This is a genomic window from Streptomyces sp. NPDC047072, assembly GCF_040643855.1.
Classification (GTDB): domain Bacteria; phylum Actinomycetota; class Actinomycetes; order Streptomycetales; family Streptomycetaceae; genus Streptomyces.
Genome location: NZ_JBEYVC010000006.1, coordinates 22,098 through 40,108, shown reverse-complemented (window position 1 = coordinate 40,108; position 18,011 = coordinate 22,098). Strand labels below are relative to the sequence as shown.

The following is an 18,011-nucleotide window of genomic DNA, read 5'->3' as shown; positions in this document are numbered from 1 at the left end:
TAGACTACACGTCCAAGGCCTGGACGAACAGTCCAGAACGCCGAGCATCTCCACAAAGATGTTGACGGCCCGAATGTTACCGGTAACATCAACATCCATGGCATCGACAACGGCTCCCTCCCGCGCCCCGGTCTTCAGTCCGGCGGCCGTGGTCGCCTCCTGTGTCGGCTCCATGCTCATCGGCGCGCTCCAAGCGCTGTACGGCGCGGCGGTCCCCGCGTTCCGGGAGGAGTTCGGGCTGTCGCCGTCCGGCGCCGGACTCGCGCTCAGCGCCCATTTCATCGGCGGGGTCGCCGGAGTCCTGCTGTTCGACCGGCTCTTCGGGCGGATCGGCAACCGGCGCATCCTCGGCACGTCGTACCTGCTGATGGCGGCCGGAGCGGTGGGCTTCGCGCTGGCGCCGAACTGGCCGGCCGCCCTGGCCTCGGCGCTGCTGGCCGGGTTCGGCTTCGGCGGCATCGCCTGCGGGCTCAACCAGCTCTTCGCGGTCGGCTTCGGCCCGCGCTCCACCGCGATGCTCAACATTCTCAACGCGCAGTTCGGCGTGGGCGCGGTCCTCGGCCCGGCGCTGATCGGCGCGGTCGGCGCCGCGCGCTACCCGGCGGTCTTCCTCGGATTCGCCCTGGTCAACCTGCCGTTGCTCCTGTGCCTGAGGGGCGTGCAGGACCGGGCGCCGCAGCCGTCCGACACGGCGCCCGGCCCCCAGGTCGCCCGTAGCCGCAGCCTGGCCTCGGTGCTCGTCCTGTTCGTCGTGCTCTACGTCCTGCATGTGGGCATCGAGGCGGGCGTCGGCGGCTGGGAGCCCACTCACCTGGAGACCGTGGGATACGGCGCCGGGGTGGCCGCGACCGCCACCTCCGTCTACTGGCTGATGATGACCGCGGGCCGTTTCCTGGTCGCCCCGCTCACACTGCGGTTCTCGGCGCAGACCATCGTCACCGTGTCCTGCGCGGGTATGACGGTCTGTCTCCTCCTGGCGTCCGTAGAGGAGTTGGCGCCCTACGCGTACGCCGGTGTCGGTCTGTTCATCGCGCCGGTCTTCCCCACCGGTCTGTCCTGGCTGCACCAGGCGGCCCCCGGTGCCCGCCGGACCGGCGCCGTGGTCATCGCCGCCTCCATGGTCGGCGGTGTGGCGGCGGGACCGGCACTGGGCAAGGTCATCGAGTGGTCCGGCGTCCGGGCCGTTCCGCTTCTGCTGAGTGGCGTCTCGGCACTGTGCCTGGCCACCACGTTCCGGCTCGCCCGCAGCACCCGAAAGCCCCCGAACTCCCGCTGACTCGAAGGGAATCCCGCATGCCCGCTCTGACGACGACGTCCGACGGCTTCCTCCTGCACGGCGAGCCGTTCCGGATCATCTCCGGGGCCATGCACTACTTCCGCATCCACCCCGACCAGTGGAGCGACCGGCTGCGCAAGGCCCGCCTGATGGGCCTGAACACCGTCGAGACATATCTGCCCTGGAACCACCACCAGCCGGAGCCGGGCGCGCTCGTCCTGGACGGCTTCCTCGACCTGCCCCGCTGGCTGCGGCTGGCCCAGCAGGAGGGCCTCCATGTCATCCTGCGCCCGGGCCCGTTCATCTGCGCCGAGTGGGACGACGGCGGGCTGCCCTCCTGGCTCCTCGCGGACCCCGACATCCGGCTGCGCACCAGCGACCCGCGCTTCACGGACGCGTTCGACGGCTATCTGGACCTGCTGCTGCCCGCGCTGCGGCCGTATCTGGCGGCACATGGCGGCCCGGTGATCGCCGTGCAGGTGGAGAACGAGTACGGGGCGTACGGCGACGACACCGCCTATCTCAAGCACGTCCACCAGTCGCTGCGCGAACGGGGCGTCGAGGAGCTGCTGTTCACCTGCGACCAGGCCAACCCGGAGCATCTGGCGGCCGGTACCCTGCCCGGCACGCTCGCGACCACCACCTTCGGCAGCCGCGTCGAGGAGAACCTGGGCGCGCTCCGCGCCCACCAGCCCGAAGGCCCGCTGATGTGCGCGGAGTTCTGGATCGGCTGGTTCGACCACTGGGGCGGCCCGCACCATGTCCGCAGCGCGGCCGACGCGGCGGCCGACCTGGACCGGCTGCTCGCGACCGGGGCCTCGGTCAACATCTACATGTTCCACGGCGGCACCAACTTCGGCTTCACCAACGGCGCCAACCACAAGCATGCCTACGCGCCCACCATCACCTCCTACGACTACGACGCGGCCCTCACCGAGAGCGGCGACCCCGGCCCGAAGTACCACGCCTTCCGCGAGGTCATCGCCCGCCACGCCCCGGTCCCGGAGGAGCCGGCCCCCGCACCGGCGCCCAGACTCCCGGTCACGGGCGTGGAGTTGGACCAGCACGCGCCGCTGCTGTCGTACGTCCGGGGTCTCCCGCCGGTGCGCACCGAGGACCCGGCGACGATGAACGCGCTGGGCGCGCAGTCGGGTTACGTGCTCTACCGCACCACCCTGCCCACGGCGGGCGACGGCCTGCTGCACTTCGCGGGCGGGGTCGGCGACCGCGCCCAGGTCTTCGTGGACGGCGCCCCCTTCGGCGTCCTGGAACGCGAACGCCACGACGAGACACTGCCCGTCCGGGTGCCGCACGCCGGTGCCGTGCTGGAGGTGCTCGTCGAGAACATGGGCGGGGTCAACTACGGGCCGCGCATCGGAGCGCCCAAGGGGCTGCTCGGCCCGGTCTCCTTCCAGGGGACCGCCCTGCACGGCTGGGAGGCGCGGCCGGTACCGGTCGACGACCTGACCGCCGTACCGTTCGGGGCGTACGGGACGGGCCCGGCCGCCGGTCCCGCCTTCCACCGGGGCACCTTCGAGGTGGCCACGCCCGCCGACACCTTCCTCGCCCTGCCCGGCTGGACCAAGGGCCAGGCCTGGGTCAACGGCTTCCACCTCGGCCGCTACTGGAACCGCGGACCGCAGCACACGCTGTACGTCCCCGCCCCGGTCCTGCGCCCCGGTACCAACGACCTCGTCGTCCTCGAACTGCACGCCACCACCGGCACCCGTGCCCAGCTCACGGACACCGCCGACCTCGGACCGGAGGACACCTGGTGACCCACTCGCACCGACTGCGCTTCCCCGCGCCCGCCGCTCCCCCGCTCACCGGCCACCTGCCCTTCGCCGACGCGCCGGGCGTGGCCGACCCCATCGAGGTGACCAGCCGCTGGCTCACCCGCGGCGGCCGCCCCTGGTTCCCGGTCTCCGGCGAGTTCCACTACTCCCGCTACCCGGCCGCCGAGTGGGAGGAGGAGCTCCTGAAGATGAAGGCGGGCGGGGTAACCGCCGTCGCCAGCTACATCATCTGGATCCATCACGAGGAGACCGAGGGCCGCGTCTGTTTCGACGACGATCTGGACCTGCGCCGCTTCGCCGAACTGTGCGCCCGCCACGGCCTGGACTTCATCCCCCGCGTCGGCCCCTGGTCGCACGCGGAGGTCCGCAACGGCGGCCTCCCGAACTGGGTGTTGGCACGCGACTGCAAGATCCGCACCGACGATCCGGCCTATCTGGACGCGGTACGACCGTGGTTCGCGGCGGTCGCCGAGCAACTGCGCGGCCTGGACCGGGCGTCCGGCGGCCCGATCGTCGCCGTCCAGATCGAGAACGAGCTCTACGACCAGCCGGGCCACCTCCTGACGCTGAAGCGGATGGCTCAGGAGGCCGGGCTCAGCGCCCCGTTGTGGACGTCGACCGCCTGGGGCGGGGTCCAACTCCCGCCGAACGAGCTGCTTCCGCTGTACGGCGGCTACACCGAGACCTTCTGGACGGAGGCGGACGGCGGCTGGCCCGACACCTGCCGCAAGCACTTCTTCTTCACCCACCAGCGCGACGACGAGGGCATCGGTTCCGACCTGCGCCCCATGACGGTGCGCGGCAGCGAACCGGACGCTTTCGCCGACCGGTTCCCGTGGGCCACCTGCGAGTTGGGCGGCGGCATGGCGGTGTCGTACCACCGTCGTCCGTACGTCGACCCGGACGACATCGGCGCGCTCGGCCTCACCAAGATCGGCTGCGGTTCGGTCTGGCAGGGCTACTACATGTTCCACGGCGGCACGAATCCGGCGGGCGAGCTGACCACCCTGCAGGAGTCGCACGCCACCGGCTACCCCAACGACCTGCCGGTCCTGACGTACGACTTCCAGGCACCGCTCGGCGAGTACGGCCAGTACCGGCGCACCTACCACGAACTCCGGCTCCAGCACCTGCTGTTGGCGGACTTCGGGCATCTGATCGCGCCCATGGAGTCCGTCCTGCCCGAGCGGCAGCCGGACGGGCAGGACGACCGGGAGACCCTGCGGTGGGCGGTGCGCGGTGACGGCTCCTGCGGCTTCCTGTTCGTCAACAACCACCAGCCGCACGAGCCGCTGCCGGAGCACCCGGAGACGTCGTTCACCGTCGAACTCCCGCACATTCACCAGACGTTGAACCTGCCGAGCACGCCCGTCACCGTGCCGTCCGGGGCGTACTTCTGCTGGCCGCTGCGGCTCGACGTGGCGGGGCTGCGGCTGGAGTGGGCCACGGCCCAGCCGGTGTGCACGGTCGACGTGGACGGCCGTACCGTCCTCGTGCTGGCCGCGACGGACGGCGTCGCGCCCGAACTCGCCCTGGCCGCCGACACGGTGGCCGCCGTCGCCACGCCCTCCGGTGATGTCACTCCGGTGGACGACCGGCTGCTGGTGACCGGGGTGCGTCCCGGCACCGACGCCCTCGTCGAGGTGGATACGGCGGACGGCGGACGCGTCGGCCTGCTGGTGCTGGACGCGGCCACCGCCCGTACCGTCTACCGGGGCGAGGCCTGGGGCGCCGAGCGGCTGGTGCTCAGCGCCGACGGTGTCGTCTTCGACCGGGACGAGGTACGGCTGCACGGCTCGGGCGCGGACACCTCGTTCGCGGTGCTGCCCGCGCCGGAGCGGGCGCCGGTGGTGGACGGGGAGCCCGTGAGCGGGGCCCCGGACGGGGTGTTCACTCGGTACCCGGTCGGATCCGGCGCGGGTCCCGTCGTAGAAGATGCCGAGGTCACGCTGGTGCGGCCCGCCGGGGACGCTCCCCCGACCGTGACCGGCGTCCTGGACCGGGCGAGTGCGCCGGCGGACCGGTACTTCGACACCGTGGCCGCCGAGTACCGCGTCGAGGTGCCCGAGGACCTGCCGCCGGGCACGCTGCTGCGGCTGCACTGGAGCGGGGACGTGGGGCGGGCGTACGTGGGCGACACGCTCGTGGCCGACCAGTTCTACGCGGGGCGGGTCTGGGACATCGGGGTGGACCGGCTGCCCGTCGGCGAACTGCGGCTGCGGTTGCTGCCGTTGGGCGCGGACGCGCCGGTGTACCTGCCGCCGCAGGCCGCCGCGGACGGTCGTACGGCATCCGTCGTGCGGGCCGAGTGGATCACCCGCCGGACCTGGTCGGTCCGGGCCGGCTGAGCCGGCTCCCGCCTATGCTGTGGTCCCCCGGGTCCGCCCCGGGGGCCGTACCGCCCCCACCCGAGGTCGAGGAAACCGCCACCATGACACCGAGCGCCACCGGCGGAGCCGCTGCGAAGGGGCGCAGCAGGCGCAACTTCGCGGGCTCGCGGCCCGTGATGGACGACGTCGCCCGGCTGGCCGGAGTCTCCAAGCAGACCGTCTCGCGCGTGCTCAACGAGCATCCGTCGGTCCGGCCCGAGACCCGGGAGACCGTGCTCGCGGCCATGCGCACCCTCGGCTACCGGCCGAGTCGCAGCGCCCGTTCGCTCGCCAGTGGCCGGACCCGGATGCTCGGAGTGATCTCCTTCGACGCGGCCCGCTATGGTCCCGCCTCGATCCTGACCGCGATCAACACCGCGGCTCAGGAGGCCGGTTACCTGGTCAGCTCGATCGCGCTGGACACGGCCGAGCGGCAGACGGTCGTGGAGGCCGTGGACCGGCTCTCGGCCGAGGGGGCGGACGGGGTCATCGCCATCGCCCCGCAGCTGTGGGTGGGGCATGCCCTGGCCGACACCCGTCTCGACACCCCTCTCGTCGTTCTGGAGAACGGCTTCGACACCGAGACCGAGCAGGTCACCGGCGATTCGCGGACGGGGGCGCGCAAGGCCACCGAGCATCTGCTGGGGCTCGGCCACGAGACCGTCCGGCACATCGCGGGCCCGAGCGGCTGGACCTCCGCCGACCACCGGCTGGAAAGCTGGCGGTCGACCCTGGAGGCGGCCGGGGCACCGGTCCCCGAGCCGCTGTTCGGCGACTGGAGCGCGGACTCCGGCTACCACCTGGGGCGCCGTCTGGCCCGGCGGTCCGACGTGACCGCGGTGTTCGTCTCCAACGACCAGATGGCCCTGGGCGTCCTGCACGCCCTCCACGAGGCGGGCCGCTCGGTCCCCGGGGACATCAGTGTGGTCGGCTACGACGACATCCCGGAGGCCGCGCATCTGCTGCCGCCGCTGACGACCGTCCGCACGGACTTCGCGGAGATCGGCACGCGCGCGCTACGGCTGCTTCTGAGCCGTATCGACGACTCGGCGGACGCGCCCGGGCCCGACTCGCTGGTCCCGGTCGACCTGGTGGTACGCGCGAGCAGTGGTCCGGCACCGCAGCGCTGAGGCGTCGGCGTCGGTTACCGCCTGGTCGCCCCCGCGGCGACGGCGGGGAGGACCGCGAGGGCGAGCACGCCGCCGGTGAGGGCCAGGACGGGGTAGCTCGCGGCGGAGACGACGAGGCCGGAGGAGAGGCCCCCGGTGGCGCCGGCGATCGCGATGGACACGTCGACCAGTCCCTGGGTCCGGGCGCGGGTCGCCAGCGGCACCGCGTCGGTGATCATCGCGGTGCCGGAGACGAGACCGAGGTTCCAGCCCACGCCGAGCAACGCGAGCGCCAGGGCGAGCAGCGCGACGGAGTCCGCGGGTGCCGCGGCGGCCGTGATCCCGGCGGCCAGGAGCGTGAGGCCCGAGGACGCGGCGATGGCGGTGGGGCCGTACCGGTCGACGAGCCGGCCGGTCAGCGGCGAGGGCAGGTACATGGCGCCGACATGGATGGCGATCACCAGGCCGGAGGCGGCGGTGCCGTGTCCGTGGTCGTGCATGTGGACGGGCGTCATCGTCATCACGGCGGCCATGACGAGCTGGGTGAGGATCATCGTCAGCGCACCCGGTATCAGCCCCGGCCCACGCGTCTTCGCGACGGGGGTGGTCTCCTGCGGCTGCCGGAGGTCGAGACCGCGGGCGAGCAGCAGGGGGTCGGGGCGCAGCCAGACGGCCAGGACGAGGGCGGCGAGGGCGTAGGCCGTACCGGAGAGGAGGAACGGTCCTGCCAGGGCGGGGACGCCGATGTCCTCGGCGAGGCTCCCCGTGGGCGCGGCCAGGTTGGGGCCGACGACTCCGCCGAGGGTGGTGGCGACCAGGACCGTGGAGACGGCGCGGGCGCGGTGCCCGGGGGCGGCCAGGTCGGCACCGGCGTAGCGCGCCTGGAGGTTGGTGGCGGTGCCCGCGCCGTAGACGAACAGGGCGAGGAACAGCAGGACGGGGCTGTCGGCGACGGCGGCGGCGATGACACCCGCGCTGCCGACGGCGCCGGTCAGGTATCCGAGGGCCAGGCCCGGTCTGCGGCCCCGGGCCTGGGAGATACGGCCCACCGCGACCGCGGCGAGGGCCGAGCCGGCGGTGAACAGGGCGCTGGGCAGGCCCGCGAGGTCGGTGGAGCCGAGCATGTCCTGTGCGAGCAGGGCACCGACGGTGATGCCGGCCGCGAGTCCGGCCCCGCTCAGGATCTGACTGGCGACCAGGACGGTCAGCACCCGGCGCTGTGCCTCGGGCCCGGGGGACGTTCCGGAGGGGGTGGCTGAGGCGGTGCTCGTCACAGGCGGTTTCTCATTTCCCAGGGGTGGCCGTCGATGCGATCGCGGGTTTCCGCGCCGGTCAGGCGGCGTCCAGGACGATACGGAAGCGCGGGGCTCCGGAACGCAGCCGGGTGAGCGCCTCTCCCGCCTCCCGCAGCGGCATCCGCTCGACCATGGGCCCGTACGCCGTGGGTGACGGCGAACCGCATCGCCTCCTCCGTCTCCCGGGGGCTGCCGGTCAGATGGCCGGTGAGGGTGTGGCCGTTCATGACGAGCCGGGCCGCGGGGACGGTCACGGATCCCGCGTCGACGCCCACGAGGGTGAGCCGCCCGTGCACGTTCAGCCCGGTGAGCAGTTCGGTCACGGGGGCGGTGGTGGAGGCGGTGTGGACGATGAGGTCGGCGCCGCCGAGTTCCCTCAGGGCCGCCCCGGGCGGCCTCGCGTCGCTGTCGACGTAGTGGTGGGCGCCGAGTTCGCGGGCGAGCTTCTCGCGGTCGCCGCCCCGGGCGACGGCGATCGTCTCGTACCCGAGCCTCGCCGCGTACTGGACGGCGAGGTGCCCGAGGCCGCCCAGTCCGAACACGGCGACACGGCCACCCGCACGCGTGCCCGCCTTGCGGACGGCATTGAAGGTCGTCACCCCCGCGCAGCCGAACGGCGCGGCATCGAAGGGGTCCAGTCCGTCGGGGATACGCGCGAGCGCGTCGGCGGGCACGGTGACGGTCTGCGCCCAGCCACCCGCGTAGGAGAGACCGGGCACCTTGCGGTCGGGACAGTGGACGACATCGCCGGTCCGGCAGAAGGCGCAGTGCCCGCAGCTGCCGCCGAACCATCCGACGGCCACCCGGTCCCCGACCGCCCAGCCCTCGACCCTGTCGCCCAGCTCGGCGACGACTCCGGCGACCTCGTGCCCCGGCGTGACCGGGAACGAGGTCCCCTTGCCGGTCGCGGCGGCCGTCGCGATGTCCGCGTTGCACACACCGCTCGCCTCGACGGCCACGCGGACCCACGTCCCCGTAGGCGACGCCATCTCAGCCACGGAGGGGTGGAGCGGGCCTCCGGGCTCGGTCACGACCATGGTCACGGCGGGGTCCGGCATGACGCTGCGTCCTTCTCTCGTACGGCGGTACTGGATATAGCTGCTGGTTATGCTGATGCGGCAGACCCTCACCGTATGCAGAGGAAGAGCGGACCGGTAGGTGGCGACCGCGAATGGAGCTATAAGGCATGGCTATGACCGACCGGCTGAATCCCGAAGGTCTCCGGTACGCGCAGGCGGTCGCCGAGACCAAGTCCTTCAGCGCCGCCGCGCGGGCCTACGGCGTCACCCAGCCCGCTCTGTCCAACGGGATCGCCAAGCTGGAGGAGCGCCTGGGCGGCAAGTTGTTCGACCGGTCACCGCGAGGGGTGACCCAGACGGCGTTCGGTGCCCGCATCCTTCCGTTGATCGAGCGCGCCCTGGTCGCCCTCGACGCCGTCGCGGCGGAGGCCAGACGGCTGGCCGAACCGGGCGAGCGGACGATCCGCATGGGCGTCTCGCCCCTGATCGGTTCGCATCTGGTCGCCCGCGTGTTCGGCACGGTCCGCGACCTTCCCCTCCCCCGCGACCTCGTGCTGCGCGAGGCGGACATGCAGGACCTGCGGGCCTGTCTGCTGGCGGACGAGCTGGACATCGTCCTGATCCCGGCCGTCGCCCCCATGCCGCGTTTCGAACACCGGGTCATCGACATCGAGCCGATCGTCGTGGTCGGTCCGGACGCCTGCGAGGGCACTCCCGTCGAACTCGAGGAGGCCGCCAAGGAGCAGTTCATCCTCGTCCCGGACACCTGCGGTCTGACCACGTTCACCACGCAGCTCTTCCAGGCCCGTGAGCTGCCCCTGCGGACGTATCCGGGGGAGGCCGGCAGCTACCAGGGGCTGCAGGAGTGGTCGCGGCTGGGCCTGGGGTCGGCCATGGTCCCCCGCTCCAAGCTCACCTCGCCGGACGCGCCCCACCGGCCGCTGACGGACCAGGGCCGCGAGGTGCGGATCTCCTTCGAGGCGGTGTGGAGCGCCGGCTCCGTCCTCGGCCCCGATCTCCTCCACCTGGCCGACAGCCTCGCGGCCGCCCACCGGCAGCCGTCCGCCTCGCACTGATCCCTTCCCGCCACGCGAGCGGGACCCGACCCGGACAGGGGAAGTCATGCACCGACTCACCGAACTGCTTCGCGAGTACGACCGTGCCCGCGCGTACACCGACGCGCTCTGGAAGGACCTCACCGCGGACGAGGTGACCTGGCGACCGCACGAGGACTCCAGCGCCATCGGCTGGCATCTGGGCCACCAGGCCCATGTCGCCCACTTCATGGTCCGCAACCTCACCGCGGCCGAGCCGAGCCCCGACCCGGAACTGGACGGGCTCATGGACTCGGCCAACCCGGAGAAGTTCCGCGGGGCGCTGCCCACGGTCGAACGGCTCACCACGTTCCGCGACACCGTCGCCGAACGGGTCCACGTCCGCATGGGCGCCATCGCCGCGGGCGACGTCGGGGCCCCGGCCCAACTGACCGTCGTGGGAGCCCACTTGCTGACCGCGCTGATCAACCACGAGTACCAGCACGACCAGTGGATCAGCGAGGTGCGCGCCGACGACCTCGGACACGCCCTCCCGCCGGATCCCGCCTCGGACCGGCTCAGCCGCGTCGACGGCTATCTCGTGCTCGACACACTCGACCTCCACGTCTGACCAGGCATCCGACCCCGGACTGTGCTACGGTTTCCGAGTTGCAGTTGTGGTACCCATGAACCTATGTGCGCCTGACGGGAATGCTTTCTCCTGCAGGCGCATTATTTGTTTTCCGGGATCTCCGGATGGGGCCTCTGCCTACAGAAGGAGAAAGTCATGGCACAGGGAACCGTCAAGTGGTTCAACTCGGAAAAGGGCTTCGGCTTCATCGAGCAGGACGGCGGCGGCCCGGACGTCTTCGCCCACTACTCGAACATCGCGACCCAGGGCTTCCGTGAGCTGCAGGAGGGCCAGCGGGTCTCCTTCGACGTCACGCAGGGCCAGAAGGGTCCCCAGGCGGAGAACATCGTCCCCGCCTGATAGCCGGACGCGTATTCCCGCTCACCGGGGTCCGCACCGAATGGTGCGGACCCCGGTTTGTGCTGTTTTCCAGGAAGGCAGAGCATCGCATGTCCCGCAGGCCCCAGAAGTCGAATCGGCGCGCCTCGTCACCCCCACCGTCCGCGTCGTCGCCGAGGGAGTTCCGGCTGCCGGAGAGCACGACCCCCGCACTCCCCGCCGTCGAGGAATTCGCCGACCTGGACATGCCCGCGGGTCTGCTGAAGACCCTCGCCGCGCAGGGGGTGACCACCCCTTTCCCGATCCAGGGCGCCACCCTGCCCAACTCGATCGCCGGCCGTGACCTGCTGGGGCGGGGGCGCACCGGCTCCGGCAAGACCCTCGCGTTCGGGCTCGCGCTCCTGGCCCGCACCGCCGGACTGCGCGCCGCGCCCAAGGCGCCGCTCGCCCTCGTGCTGGTGCCCACCCGGGAACTCGCCCAGCAGGTGACGGACGCGCTGACCCCGTACGCGACGGCGGTCAACCTCCGGCTGGCCACCGTGGTCGGCGGCCTGTCCATCACCAAGCAGGCCGGCACGCTCCGGCGCGGTGCCGAGGTGCTGGTGGCGACTCCGGGCCGGCTCAACGACCTGGTGGAGCGCGGGGAGTGCGTGCTCGGCGACGTCCGCATCACGGTGCTGGACGAGGCCGACCAGATGACCGACATGGGCTTCCTGCCGCAGATCACCAAGCTGATCACGCAGGTGCGGCCCGACGGTCAGCGCATGCTCTTCTCGGCCACCCTGGACCGCAACATCGACCGCCTGGTGCAGCGGTTCCTGACCGACCCCGTGGTGCACTCCGTGGACCCGTCGGCGGGAGCGGTGACGACCATGGAGCACCACGTGCTCCACGTCCAGGACGAGACCGACAAGAAGGCCGTCACCACGCGCATCGCGGCCCGTGACGGCCGGGTCATCCTCTTCCTCGACACCAAGCGGTCCGCCGACCGGCTCGCCAAGCGGCTGCTGGCCGTCGGGGTGCGCGCGGCGGCCCTGCACGGCGGGCGTTCCCAGCCGCAGCGCAACCGCACCCTGGAGCAGTTCAAGAACGGCCAGGTCACGGCGCTGGTGGCGACGAACGTCGCGGCCCGGGGCATCCACGTCGACGACCTCGACCTCGTCGTCAACGTCGATCCCCCCACCGACCACAAGGACTACCTCCACCGGGGCGGCCGCACGGCCCGCGCCGGCGGCTCCGGCAGTGTGGTCACGCTGGTCCTGCCCGAGCAGAAGCGGGAGATGACCCGGCTGATGTCGGACGCGGGCATCCGCCCCCGCACGGCCCGCGTCACCTCCAGCGACACGGAACTGGCCACGATCACGGGCGCCCGCGAGCCGTCCGGCGTCGCCGTCACGATCGAGGTGCCCCAGCCGGCGGCGCCTGCGTCCCGCGCGGACCGGAAGCCCGGTGACAGGCCGGGCGGCCGACGGTCCGGCCGCAGGAGCCGGTCCGGTGGCGAGGCGGCCCAGGCGTCGTCGGCCGGTGCCACCAGGACGGGAGGCCAGGGCTCCGCCCGGCGCTCGGCCGCCCCAGCGAAGGCCTCCGGCAGCACGTCCGCGTCCGGCGACCGCACCGCCGCCCGCCGCTCGGGGTCCGCCGGGAAGACGCAGGGCGGTGCCGCGACAGCGACCGGCCGCGGCTCCGGGCGCCAGTCGGCTTCCGGTACGACGTCCCGGGGTGCATCCGGTACGACGTCCCGCGCCACGTCCGGTTCCTCGTCCCGGACCGCATCCGGTACGGCGTCTCGCGCTTCCGGTACGACTCCGCGCGCCGCGTCCGCCAAGAGCACCCGGGGCTCCGGACGCCGTAGGGCGGCCCGGCCCAACGCGAGCGACGCCGCGTAATCCGACGCCTATCGCCAGGGCGGCCCTGCGTCCTGGCGAGCTCGCGGGCGGGGTCAGGCTTCGAAGCGGTAGCCCATGCCGGGCTCGGTGATCAGGTGGCGGGGGTGGGAGGGGTCCTTCTCCAGCTTGCGGCGCAGTTGGGCCATATAGACACGCAGGTAGTTCGTCTTGTCGTGCTGCGAGACTCCCCACACCTCCTGGAGGAGGTGCAGCTGCGTGATCAGCCGGCCGGGGCTGGTCACCAGGATCTCCAGCAGGTGCCACTCGGTGGGTGTCAGCCGTACGTCGTGGCCGTCCCGTACGACCTTCTTCGCGAGCAGGTCGATGCTGAAGTCCGCCGTCTCCACCCGGGCGGTCCCGGGAGTCAGCGGAAGTTCCTCGGTACGCCGGACGGCGGCCCGCAGCCGGGCCAGCAGCTCGTCCATGCTGAACGGCTTGGTGACGTAGTCGTCGGCGCCCGCGTCGAGCGCGGCCACCTTCTCGTCCGACCCCTGCCGGGCCGAGATCACCATGATCGGCACCCGGGTCCAGCCACGCAGCGCCCTGATGACGGCGACGCCGTCCATGTCGGGCAGGCCCAGGTCCAGCAGCACCACGTCGGGCCGACGGGCGGCCGCGAGCCGCAGGCCCGTGGTGCCGTCGGGCGCGGCGTCCACGCCGTACCGACGCGCCTGCAGGTTGATGACCAGGGCCCGCACGAGCTGCGGGTCGTCCTCCACCACCAGCACCCGGGTCATGGGTGAGCCCCTCCTGTCGTGGGTGGCCGCCTCGGTGGCGGTGGGAGCCGGCGGGTCCGGGCCGCCGGCTCCCATGCGGGTCGCGGGACGCCGTCAGCTCTTGGCCGCGAGGGCCTTGAGCGCGATGTTGAGTTCGAGGACGTTGACGCGGGGCTCTCCGATGAAGCCGAGCGTGCGGCTCTCGGTGTGCGCGTCGACGAGCTTCTGCACCTGGGCGACGGTCAGGCCGTTCTTCTCGGCGACCCGGTGGACCTGGAGGTCCGCGTACTGCGGGGAGATGTCCGGGTCGAGGCCGGAGGCGGAGGAGGTGACCGCGTCGGCGGGGACCTCGGACGGCCTGACGGTGTAGCCGGGCACCGAGTTGTCCTTGACGACCTTCGCCTTGGCGTCCTCGACCTGCTGGACCAGAGCCTTGCTGTCCGCGGAGAGATTGGTGGCGCCGGACAGGATCAGCTTGTACTGCGTGTTGACCGAGTTTTCACCCAGTCCGTTCGCCGGGCGCGGCTGGAAGTAGTCCAGGCTGTAGCCCTGTTGGCCGATGAGCGAGGAGCCGACGACCTTGCCGTCGTACGTCACCTCGGAGCCGTTCGCCTTGTGGTGGAAGAGCGCCTGGGCGACGCCGGTGACGGCGAGCGGGTAGATGACACCCGTCACCAGGGTGAGCACCAGCAGGGCGCGCAGCCCGGCCCACAGCAATCGGCCGGTGTTCGATACGGAGTTGTTCATGGCCTTCAGCCGATCCCGGGGATGAGGGAGATGAGCAGGTCGATGAGTTTGATGCCGATGAAGGGGGCGATCAGTCCGCCGATGCCGTAGACGGCGAGGTTGCGGCGCAGCAGCTTGTCGGCGCTGACCGGCCGGTACTGCACGCCCTTCAGCGACAGCGGCACCAGCGCGATGATGATCAGCGCGTTGAAGATGACGGCGGACAGGATCGCGGAGTCGGGCGAGGAGAGCCCCATGATGTTGAGCTTGTCCAAGCCCGGGTAGACCGCCGCGAACAGCGCCGGGATGATCGCGAAGTACTTGGCGACGTCGTTGGCGATGGAGAACGTGGTCAACGCGCCCCGGGTGATGAGGAGTTGCTTGCCGATCTCGACGATCTCGATGAGCTTGGTCGGGTTGGAGTCGAGGTCGACCATGTTGCCGGCCTCCTTGGCGGCCGAGGTGCCGGTGTTCATCGCGACGCCGACGTCCGCCTGCGCGAGCGCGGGCGCGTCGTTGGTGCCGTCGCCGGTCATCGCGACGAGTTTGCCGCCGGCCTGCTCCCGCTTGATGAGGGCCATCTTGTCCTCGGGGGTGGCCTCGGCGAGGAAGTCGTCGACGCCCGCCTCCTCGGCGATCGCCTTCGCGGTCAGCGGGTTGTCACCCGTGATCATGACGGTCTTGATGCCCATGCGCCGCAGCTCGTCGAACCGCTCCCGCATGCCCTCCTTGACGACGTCCTTGAGGTGGATGACGCCGAGGATCCGGGCACCTTCGGTGTCCTCCACGGCCACGAGCAGCGGGGTGCCGCCGGCCTCGGAGATCCGGTTGGCGGCCGTGTCCGCGTCCTCGGCGACCGTGCCGCCCCGCTCCTCGACCCACTTGATGACCGAACCGGCCGCGCCCTTGCGGACCTTGCGCCCGTCCACGTCGACTCCGGACATCCGGGTCTGCGCGGTGAACTCGATCCACTCAGCACCGGTGAGTTCGCCCTGGTGGCGCTCGCGCAGTCCGTACTTCTCCTTCGCGAGTACAACGATGGAGCGGCCCTCGGGTGTCTCGTCGGCCAGCGACGACAGTTGGGCCGCGTCGGCGACCTCGGCGTCCGTCACCCCGTTCACCGGCACGAACTCGGACGCCTGACGGTTGCCGAGCGTGATCGTGCCGGTCTTGTCGAGCAGCAGTGTCGAGACGTCACCGGCCGCTTCAACTGCCCTTCCGGACATGGCAAGGACGTTGCGCTGGACCAGGCGGTCCATGCCCGCGATGCCGATCGCGGAGAGCAGGGCGCCGATGGTCGTCGGGATCAGGCACACCAGCAGGGCGACCAGCACGACCATCGTCAGGTGGGTGCCCGCATAGTCCGCGAACGGCGGCAAAGTCGCCACGGCGAGCAGGAAGACGATGGTCAGCGAGGCGAGCAGGATGTTCAGCGCGATCTCGTTGGGCGTCTTCTGCCGGGCCGCGCCCTCCACCAAGGCGATCATCCGGTCGATGAAAGTCTCACCCGGCTTCGTCGTAATCTTGATGACGATCCGGTCGGAGAGGACCTTCGTGCCGCCCGTGACGGCGCTGCGGTCGCCGCCCGACTCCCGGATCACGGGCGCCGACTCACCGGTGATCGCCGACTCGTCGACACTCGCGACCCCCTCGACGACGTCACCGTCGCCAGGGATGATGTCGCCGGCCTCACAGACGACCAGGTCACCGATCTTCAGCTCGGTGCCGGGGACCTGCTCCTCGGAGTCGTCCTTGAGCAGGCGGCGCGCGACCGTGTCGGTCTTGGCCTTCCTGAGCGTGTCGGCCTGGGCCTTTCCGCGGCCCTCGGCGACCGCTTCGGCGAGGTTGGCGAAGACGACGGTGAGCCACAGCCAGGCGCTGATCGCCCAGCCGAACCAGTCCCCCGGGTCCTTGAAGGAGAACACCGTGGTCAGCACGGACCCGATCCACACCACGAACATGACGGGCGACTTGACCATCACCCGCGGATCGAGCTTGCGGACCGCGTCCGGCAGCGACTTGAGGAGTTGCCTGGGGTCGAAGAGACCGGCGCCGACACGGCCCTCGGGGGCCTTGTGCCCGGTGGGCGCGTCCTGGTGGGGCGCGAGGGTGGGAGTGGACATCTCGTCGCTTTCCGTACGGGTGGTCATGACGCCAGCCCCTCGGCCAGCGGCCCCAGCGCCAGGGCGGGGAAGTACGTCAGACCGGTGATGATGAGGATCGCGCCCACCAACAACCCGGTGAACAGGGGCTTTTCGGTGCGCAGGGTGCCTGCGGTGGCCGGCACCGGCTGCTGCTCGCCGAGCGAGCCGGCCAGCGCCAGCACGAACACCATCGGCAGGAAGCGGCCCAGCAGCATCGCCACGCCGAGCATGGTGTTGTACCAGTCGGTGTTCGCGTTCAGCCCGGCGAACGCCGAGCCGTTGTTGTTCGCGGCGGAGGTGAACGCGTACAGCACCTCGGAGAAGCCGTGCGCACCGGAGTTGAGCATCGAGTGCGGCGGCGTCGGCAGCGCCATGGAGATCGCGGCGAGCACCAGCACCAGGGCCGGGGTGATCAGGAGGTAGCAGGCGGCGAGCTTGATCTCGCGGGTGCCGATCTTCTTGCCCAGGTACTCGGGGGTACGGCCGACCATCAGCCCGGCGATGAACACCGCGATGACCGCCATGATCAGCATGCCGTACAGGCCCGAGCCGGTGCCGCCGGGCGCGATCTCGCCCAACTGCATGCCCAGGATGGTGATCCCGCCGCCGAGCCCGGTGAAGGAGGAGTGGAAGGAGTCCACCGCACCGGTCGAGGTCAGGGTCGTGGAGACCGCGAAGATCGACGAGGAGCCGACGCCGAAGCGCACCTCCTTGCCCTCCATCGCCCCGCCGGCGATCTGCAACGCCGGTCCGTGGTGGGCGAATTCGGTCCACATCATCAGGGCGACGAAGCCGACCCAGATGCTGGCCATGGTCGCGAGGATCGCGTACCCCTGCCTGACGCTTCCGACCATCACGCCGAAGGTCCGGGTCAGCGCGAACGGGATCACCAGCAGCAGGAAGATCTCGAAGAGGTTGGTGAAAGGCGTCGGATTCTCAAACGGATGCGCCGAGTTGGCGTTGAAGTAGCCGCCGCCGTTGGTGCCCAGCTCCTTGATGGCCTCCTGCGAGGCGACCGCACCCCCGTTCCACTGCTGCGAACCGCCCATGAACTGACCGACCTCGTGGATGCCGGAGAAGTTCTGGATCGCCCCGCACGCCACCAGCACGACGGCCGCAATGAAGGCGCCCGGCAGCAGGATGCGGGTCACACCGCGCACCATGTCGGCCCAGAAGTTGCCGAGTTCACCGCTGCGGGAGCGCGCGAAGCCCCGTACGAGGGCCACCGCGACGGCGATGCCGACGGCCGCCGAGACGAAGTTCTGCACGGCCAGCCCGGCCGTCTGGACGACGTGGCCCATGGTCTGCTCGCCGTAGTACGACTGCCAGTTGGTGTTGGTCACGAACGACACGGCCGTGTTGAACGACTGCGCCGGATTCACCGAGGCGAAGCCGAGGGAACCGGGCAGGACACCCTGCAGACGCTGGAGCAGGTAGAGGAAGAGGACCCCGGCCGCCGAGAAGGCGAGGACACCGCGCAGGTACGCGGTCCAGCGCATCTCGGTGTCCGGGTCGGCGCCGATGCCCCGGTAGATCCAGCGCTCCACGCGCCAGTGCCGGTCGGAGGAGTAGACCCTGGCCATGTAGGTGCCGAGGGGGATGTAGGCGAGGGCCAACGCGCCGATGAGGGCGAGCAGTTGGAGGACGCCTGCGAGTACGGGACCCATGGTG

At 71.3% G+C, this 18,011-nt stretch carries 14 protein-coding genes; 8 read left to right on the top strand and 6 right to left on the bottom strand.

Features of this window, described 5'->3' with window-relative positions:
- Positions 1 to 97: 97 nt before the first annotated feature.
- The 4 genes from ABZ896_RS04085 to ABZ896_RS04070 all read left to right on the top strand — a co-directional run bounded on the left by ABZ896_RS04085 (position 98) and on the right by ABZ896_RS04070 (position 6,571).
- Complete coding sequence (locus ABZ896_RS04085; protein WP_360921531.1) at positions 98 to 1,276, top strand: MFS transporter; 1,179 nt, start codon at positions 98 to 100, stop codon at positions 1,274 to 1,276.
- A 17-nt stretch (positions 1,277 to 1,293) separates the two neighbouring features.
- Positions 1,294 to 3,054 carry a glycoside hydrolase family 35 protein gene (locus tag ABZ896_RS04080; protein ID WP_360921528.1) on the top strand — a complete coding sequence of 587 codons (1,761 nt, stop codon included), beginning with the start codon at positions 1,294 to 1,296 and terminating at the stop codon, positions 3,052 to 3,054.
- Positions 3,051 to 5,420, top strand: coding sequence for a beta-galactosidase (locus ABZ896_RS04075; protein ID WP_360921525.1), 2,370 nt, complete (start codon positions 3,051 to 3,053; stop codon positions 5,418 to 5,420). The genes ABZ896_RS04080 and ABZ896_RS04075 overlap by 4 nt, the downstream gene beginning before the upstream one ends.
- An 83-nt stretch (positions 5,421 to 5,503) precedes the next feature.
- Entirely contained in the window at positions 5,504 to 6,571 is a 1,068-nt protein-coding gene (locus ABZ896_RS04070) for a LacI family DNA-binding transcriptional regulator (RefSeq protein ID WP_360921522.1), read from the top strand.
- A 14-nt stretch (positions 6,572 to 6,585) separates the two neighbouring features.
- On the opposite strand, the gene ABZ896_RS04065 is transcribed toward ABZ896_RS04070, so the two are convergent.
- Both ABZ896_RS04065 and ABZ896_RS04060 read right to left on the bottom strand, forming a co-directional pair.
- Positions 6,586 to 7,824 carry an MFS transporter gene (locus ABZ896_RS04065; protein WP_360921519.1) on the bottom strand — a complete coding sequence of 413 codons (1,239 nt, stop codon included), beginning with the start codon at positions 7,822 to 7,824 and terminating at the stop codon, positions 6,586 to 6,588.
- Positions 7,821 to 8,903 (bottom strand): alcohol dehydrogenase catalytic domain-containing protein, encoded by a 1,083-nt coding sequence (locus ABZ896_RS04060; protein WP_360921517.1) that lies wholly within the window; start codon positions 8,901 to 8,903, stop codon positions 7,821 to 7,823. The genes ABZ896_RS04065 and ABZ896_RS04060 overlap by 4 nt, the downstream gene beginning before the upstream one ends.
- Before the next feature lie 128 nt (positions 8,904 to 9,031).
- Between ABZ896_RS04060 and ABZ896_RS04055 the strand changes: the two genes are divergently transcribed.
- From ABZ896_RS04055 to ABZ896_RS04040, 4 genes are all read left to right on the top strand, one after another.
- Complete coding sequence (locus tag ABZ896_RS04055; RefSeq protein WP_360921514.1) at positions 9,032 to 9,940, top strand: LysR family transcriptional regulator; 909 nt, start codon at positions 9,032 to 9,034, stop codon at positions 9,938 to 9,940.
- A 46-nt stretch (positions 9,941 to 9,986) separates the two neighbouring features.
- Positions 9,987 to 10,529, top strand: coding sequence for a DinB family protein (locus tag ABZ896_RS04050; protein ID WP_360921511.1), 543 nt, complete (start codon positions 9,987 to 9,989; stop codon positions 10,527 to 10,529).
- Between the two features lie 156 nt (positions 10,530 to 10,685).
- Positions 10,686 to 10,889 (top strand): cold-shock protein, encoded by a 204-nt coding sequence (locus ABZ896_RS04045; RefSeq protein ID WP_007502648.1) that lies wholly within the window; start codon positions 10,686 to 10,688, stop codon positions 10,887 to 10,889.
- An 89-nt stretch (positions 10,890 to 10,978) separates the two neighbouring features.
- A complete protein-coding gene (locus tag ABZ896_RS04040; protein WP_360921508.1) occupies positions 10,979 to 12,754 on the top strand; it encodes a DEAD/DEAH box helicase in 1,776 nt (591 codons plus the stop codon).
- Positions 12,755 to 12,807: 53 nt separating this feature from the next.
- Here the strand turns inward: ABZ896_RS04040 and ABZ896_RS04035 are convergent, their stop codons facing one another.
- The 4 genes from ABZ896_RS04035 to kdpA all read right to left on the bottom strand — a co-directional run bounded on the left by ABZ896_RS04035 (position 12,808) and on the right by kdpA (position 18,007).
- Positions 12,808 to 13,491 (bottom strand): response regulator, encoded by a 684-nt coding sequence (locus ABZ896_RS04035; protein WP_360921504.1) that lies wholly within the window; start codon positions 13,489 to 13,491, stop codon positions 12,808 to 12,810.
- 93 nt (positions 13,492 to 13,584) lie between these two features.
- Positions 13,585 to 14,217: a potassium-transporting ATPase subunit C gene (locus ABZ896_RS04030; protein WP_360921501.1), complete on the bottom strand. Its 633-nt coding sequence runs from the start codon at positions 14,215 to 14,217 to the stop codon at positions 13,585 to 13,587.
- Positions 14,218 to 14,222: 5 nt separating this feature from the next.
- Positions 14,223 to 16,346: a potassium-transporting ATPase subunit KdpB gene (gene kdpB, locus ABZ896_RS04025; protein ID WP_360921498.1), complete on the bottom strand. Its 2,124-nt coding sequence runs from the start codon at positions 16,344 to 16,346 to the stop codon at positions 14,223 to 14,225.
- Positions 16,343 to 18,007: a potassium-transporting ATPase subunit KdpA gene (gene kdpA, locus ABZ896_RS04020; RefSeq protein WP_360921495.1), complete on the bottom strand. Its 1,665-nt coding sequence runs from the start codon at positions 18,005 to 18,007 to the stop codon at positions 16,343 to 16,345. The genes kdpB and kdpA overlap by 4 nt, the downstream gene beginning before the upstream one ends.
- Positions 18,008 to 18,011 lie beyond the last annotated feature (4 nt).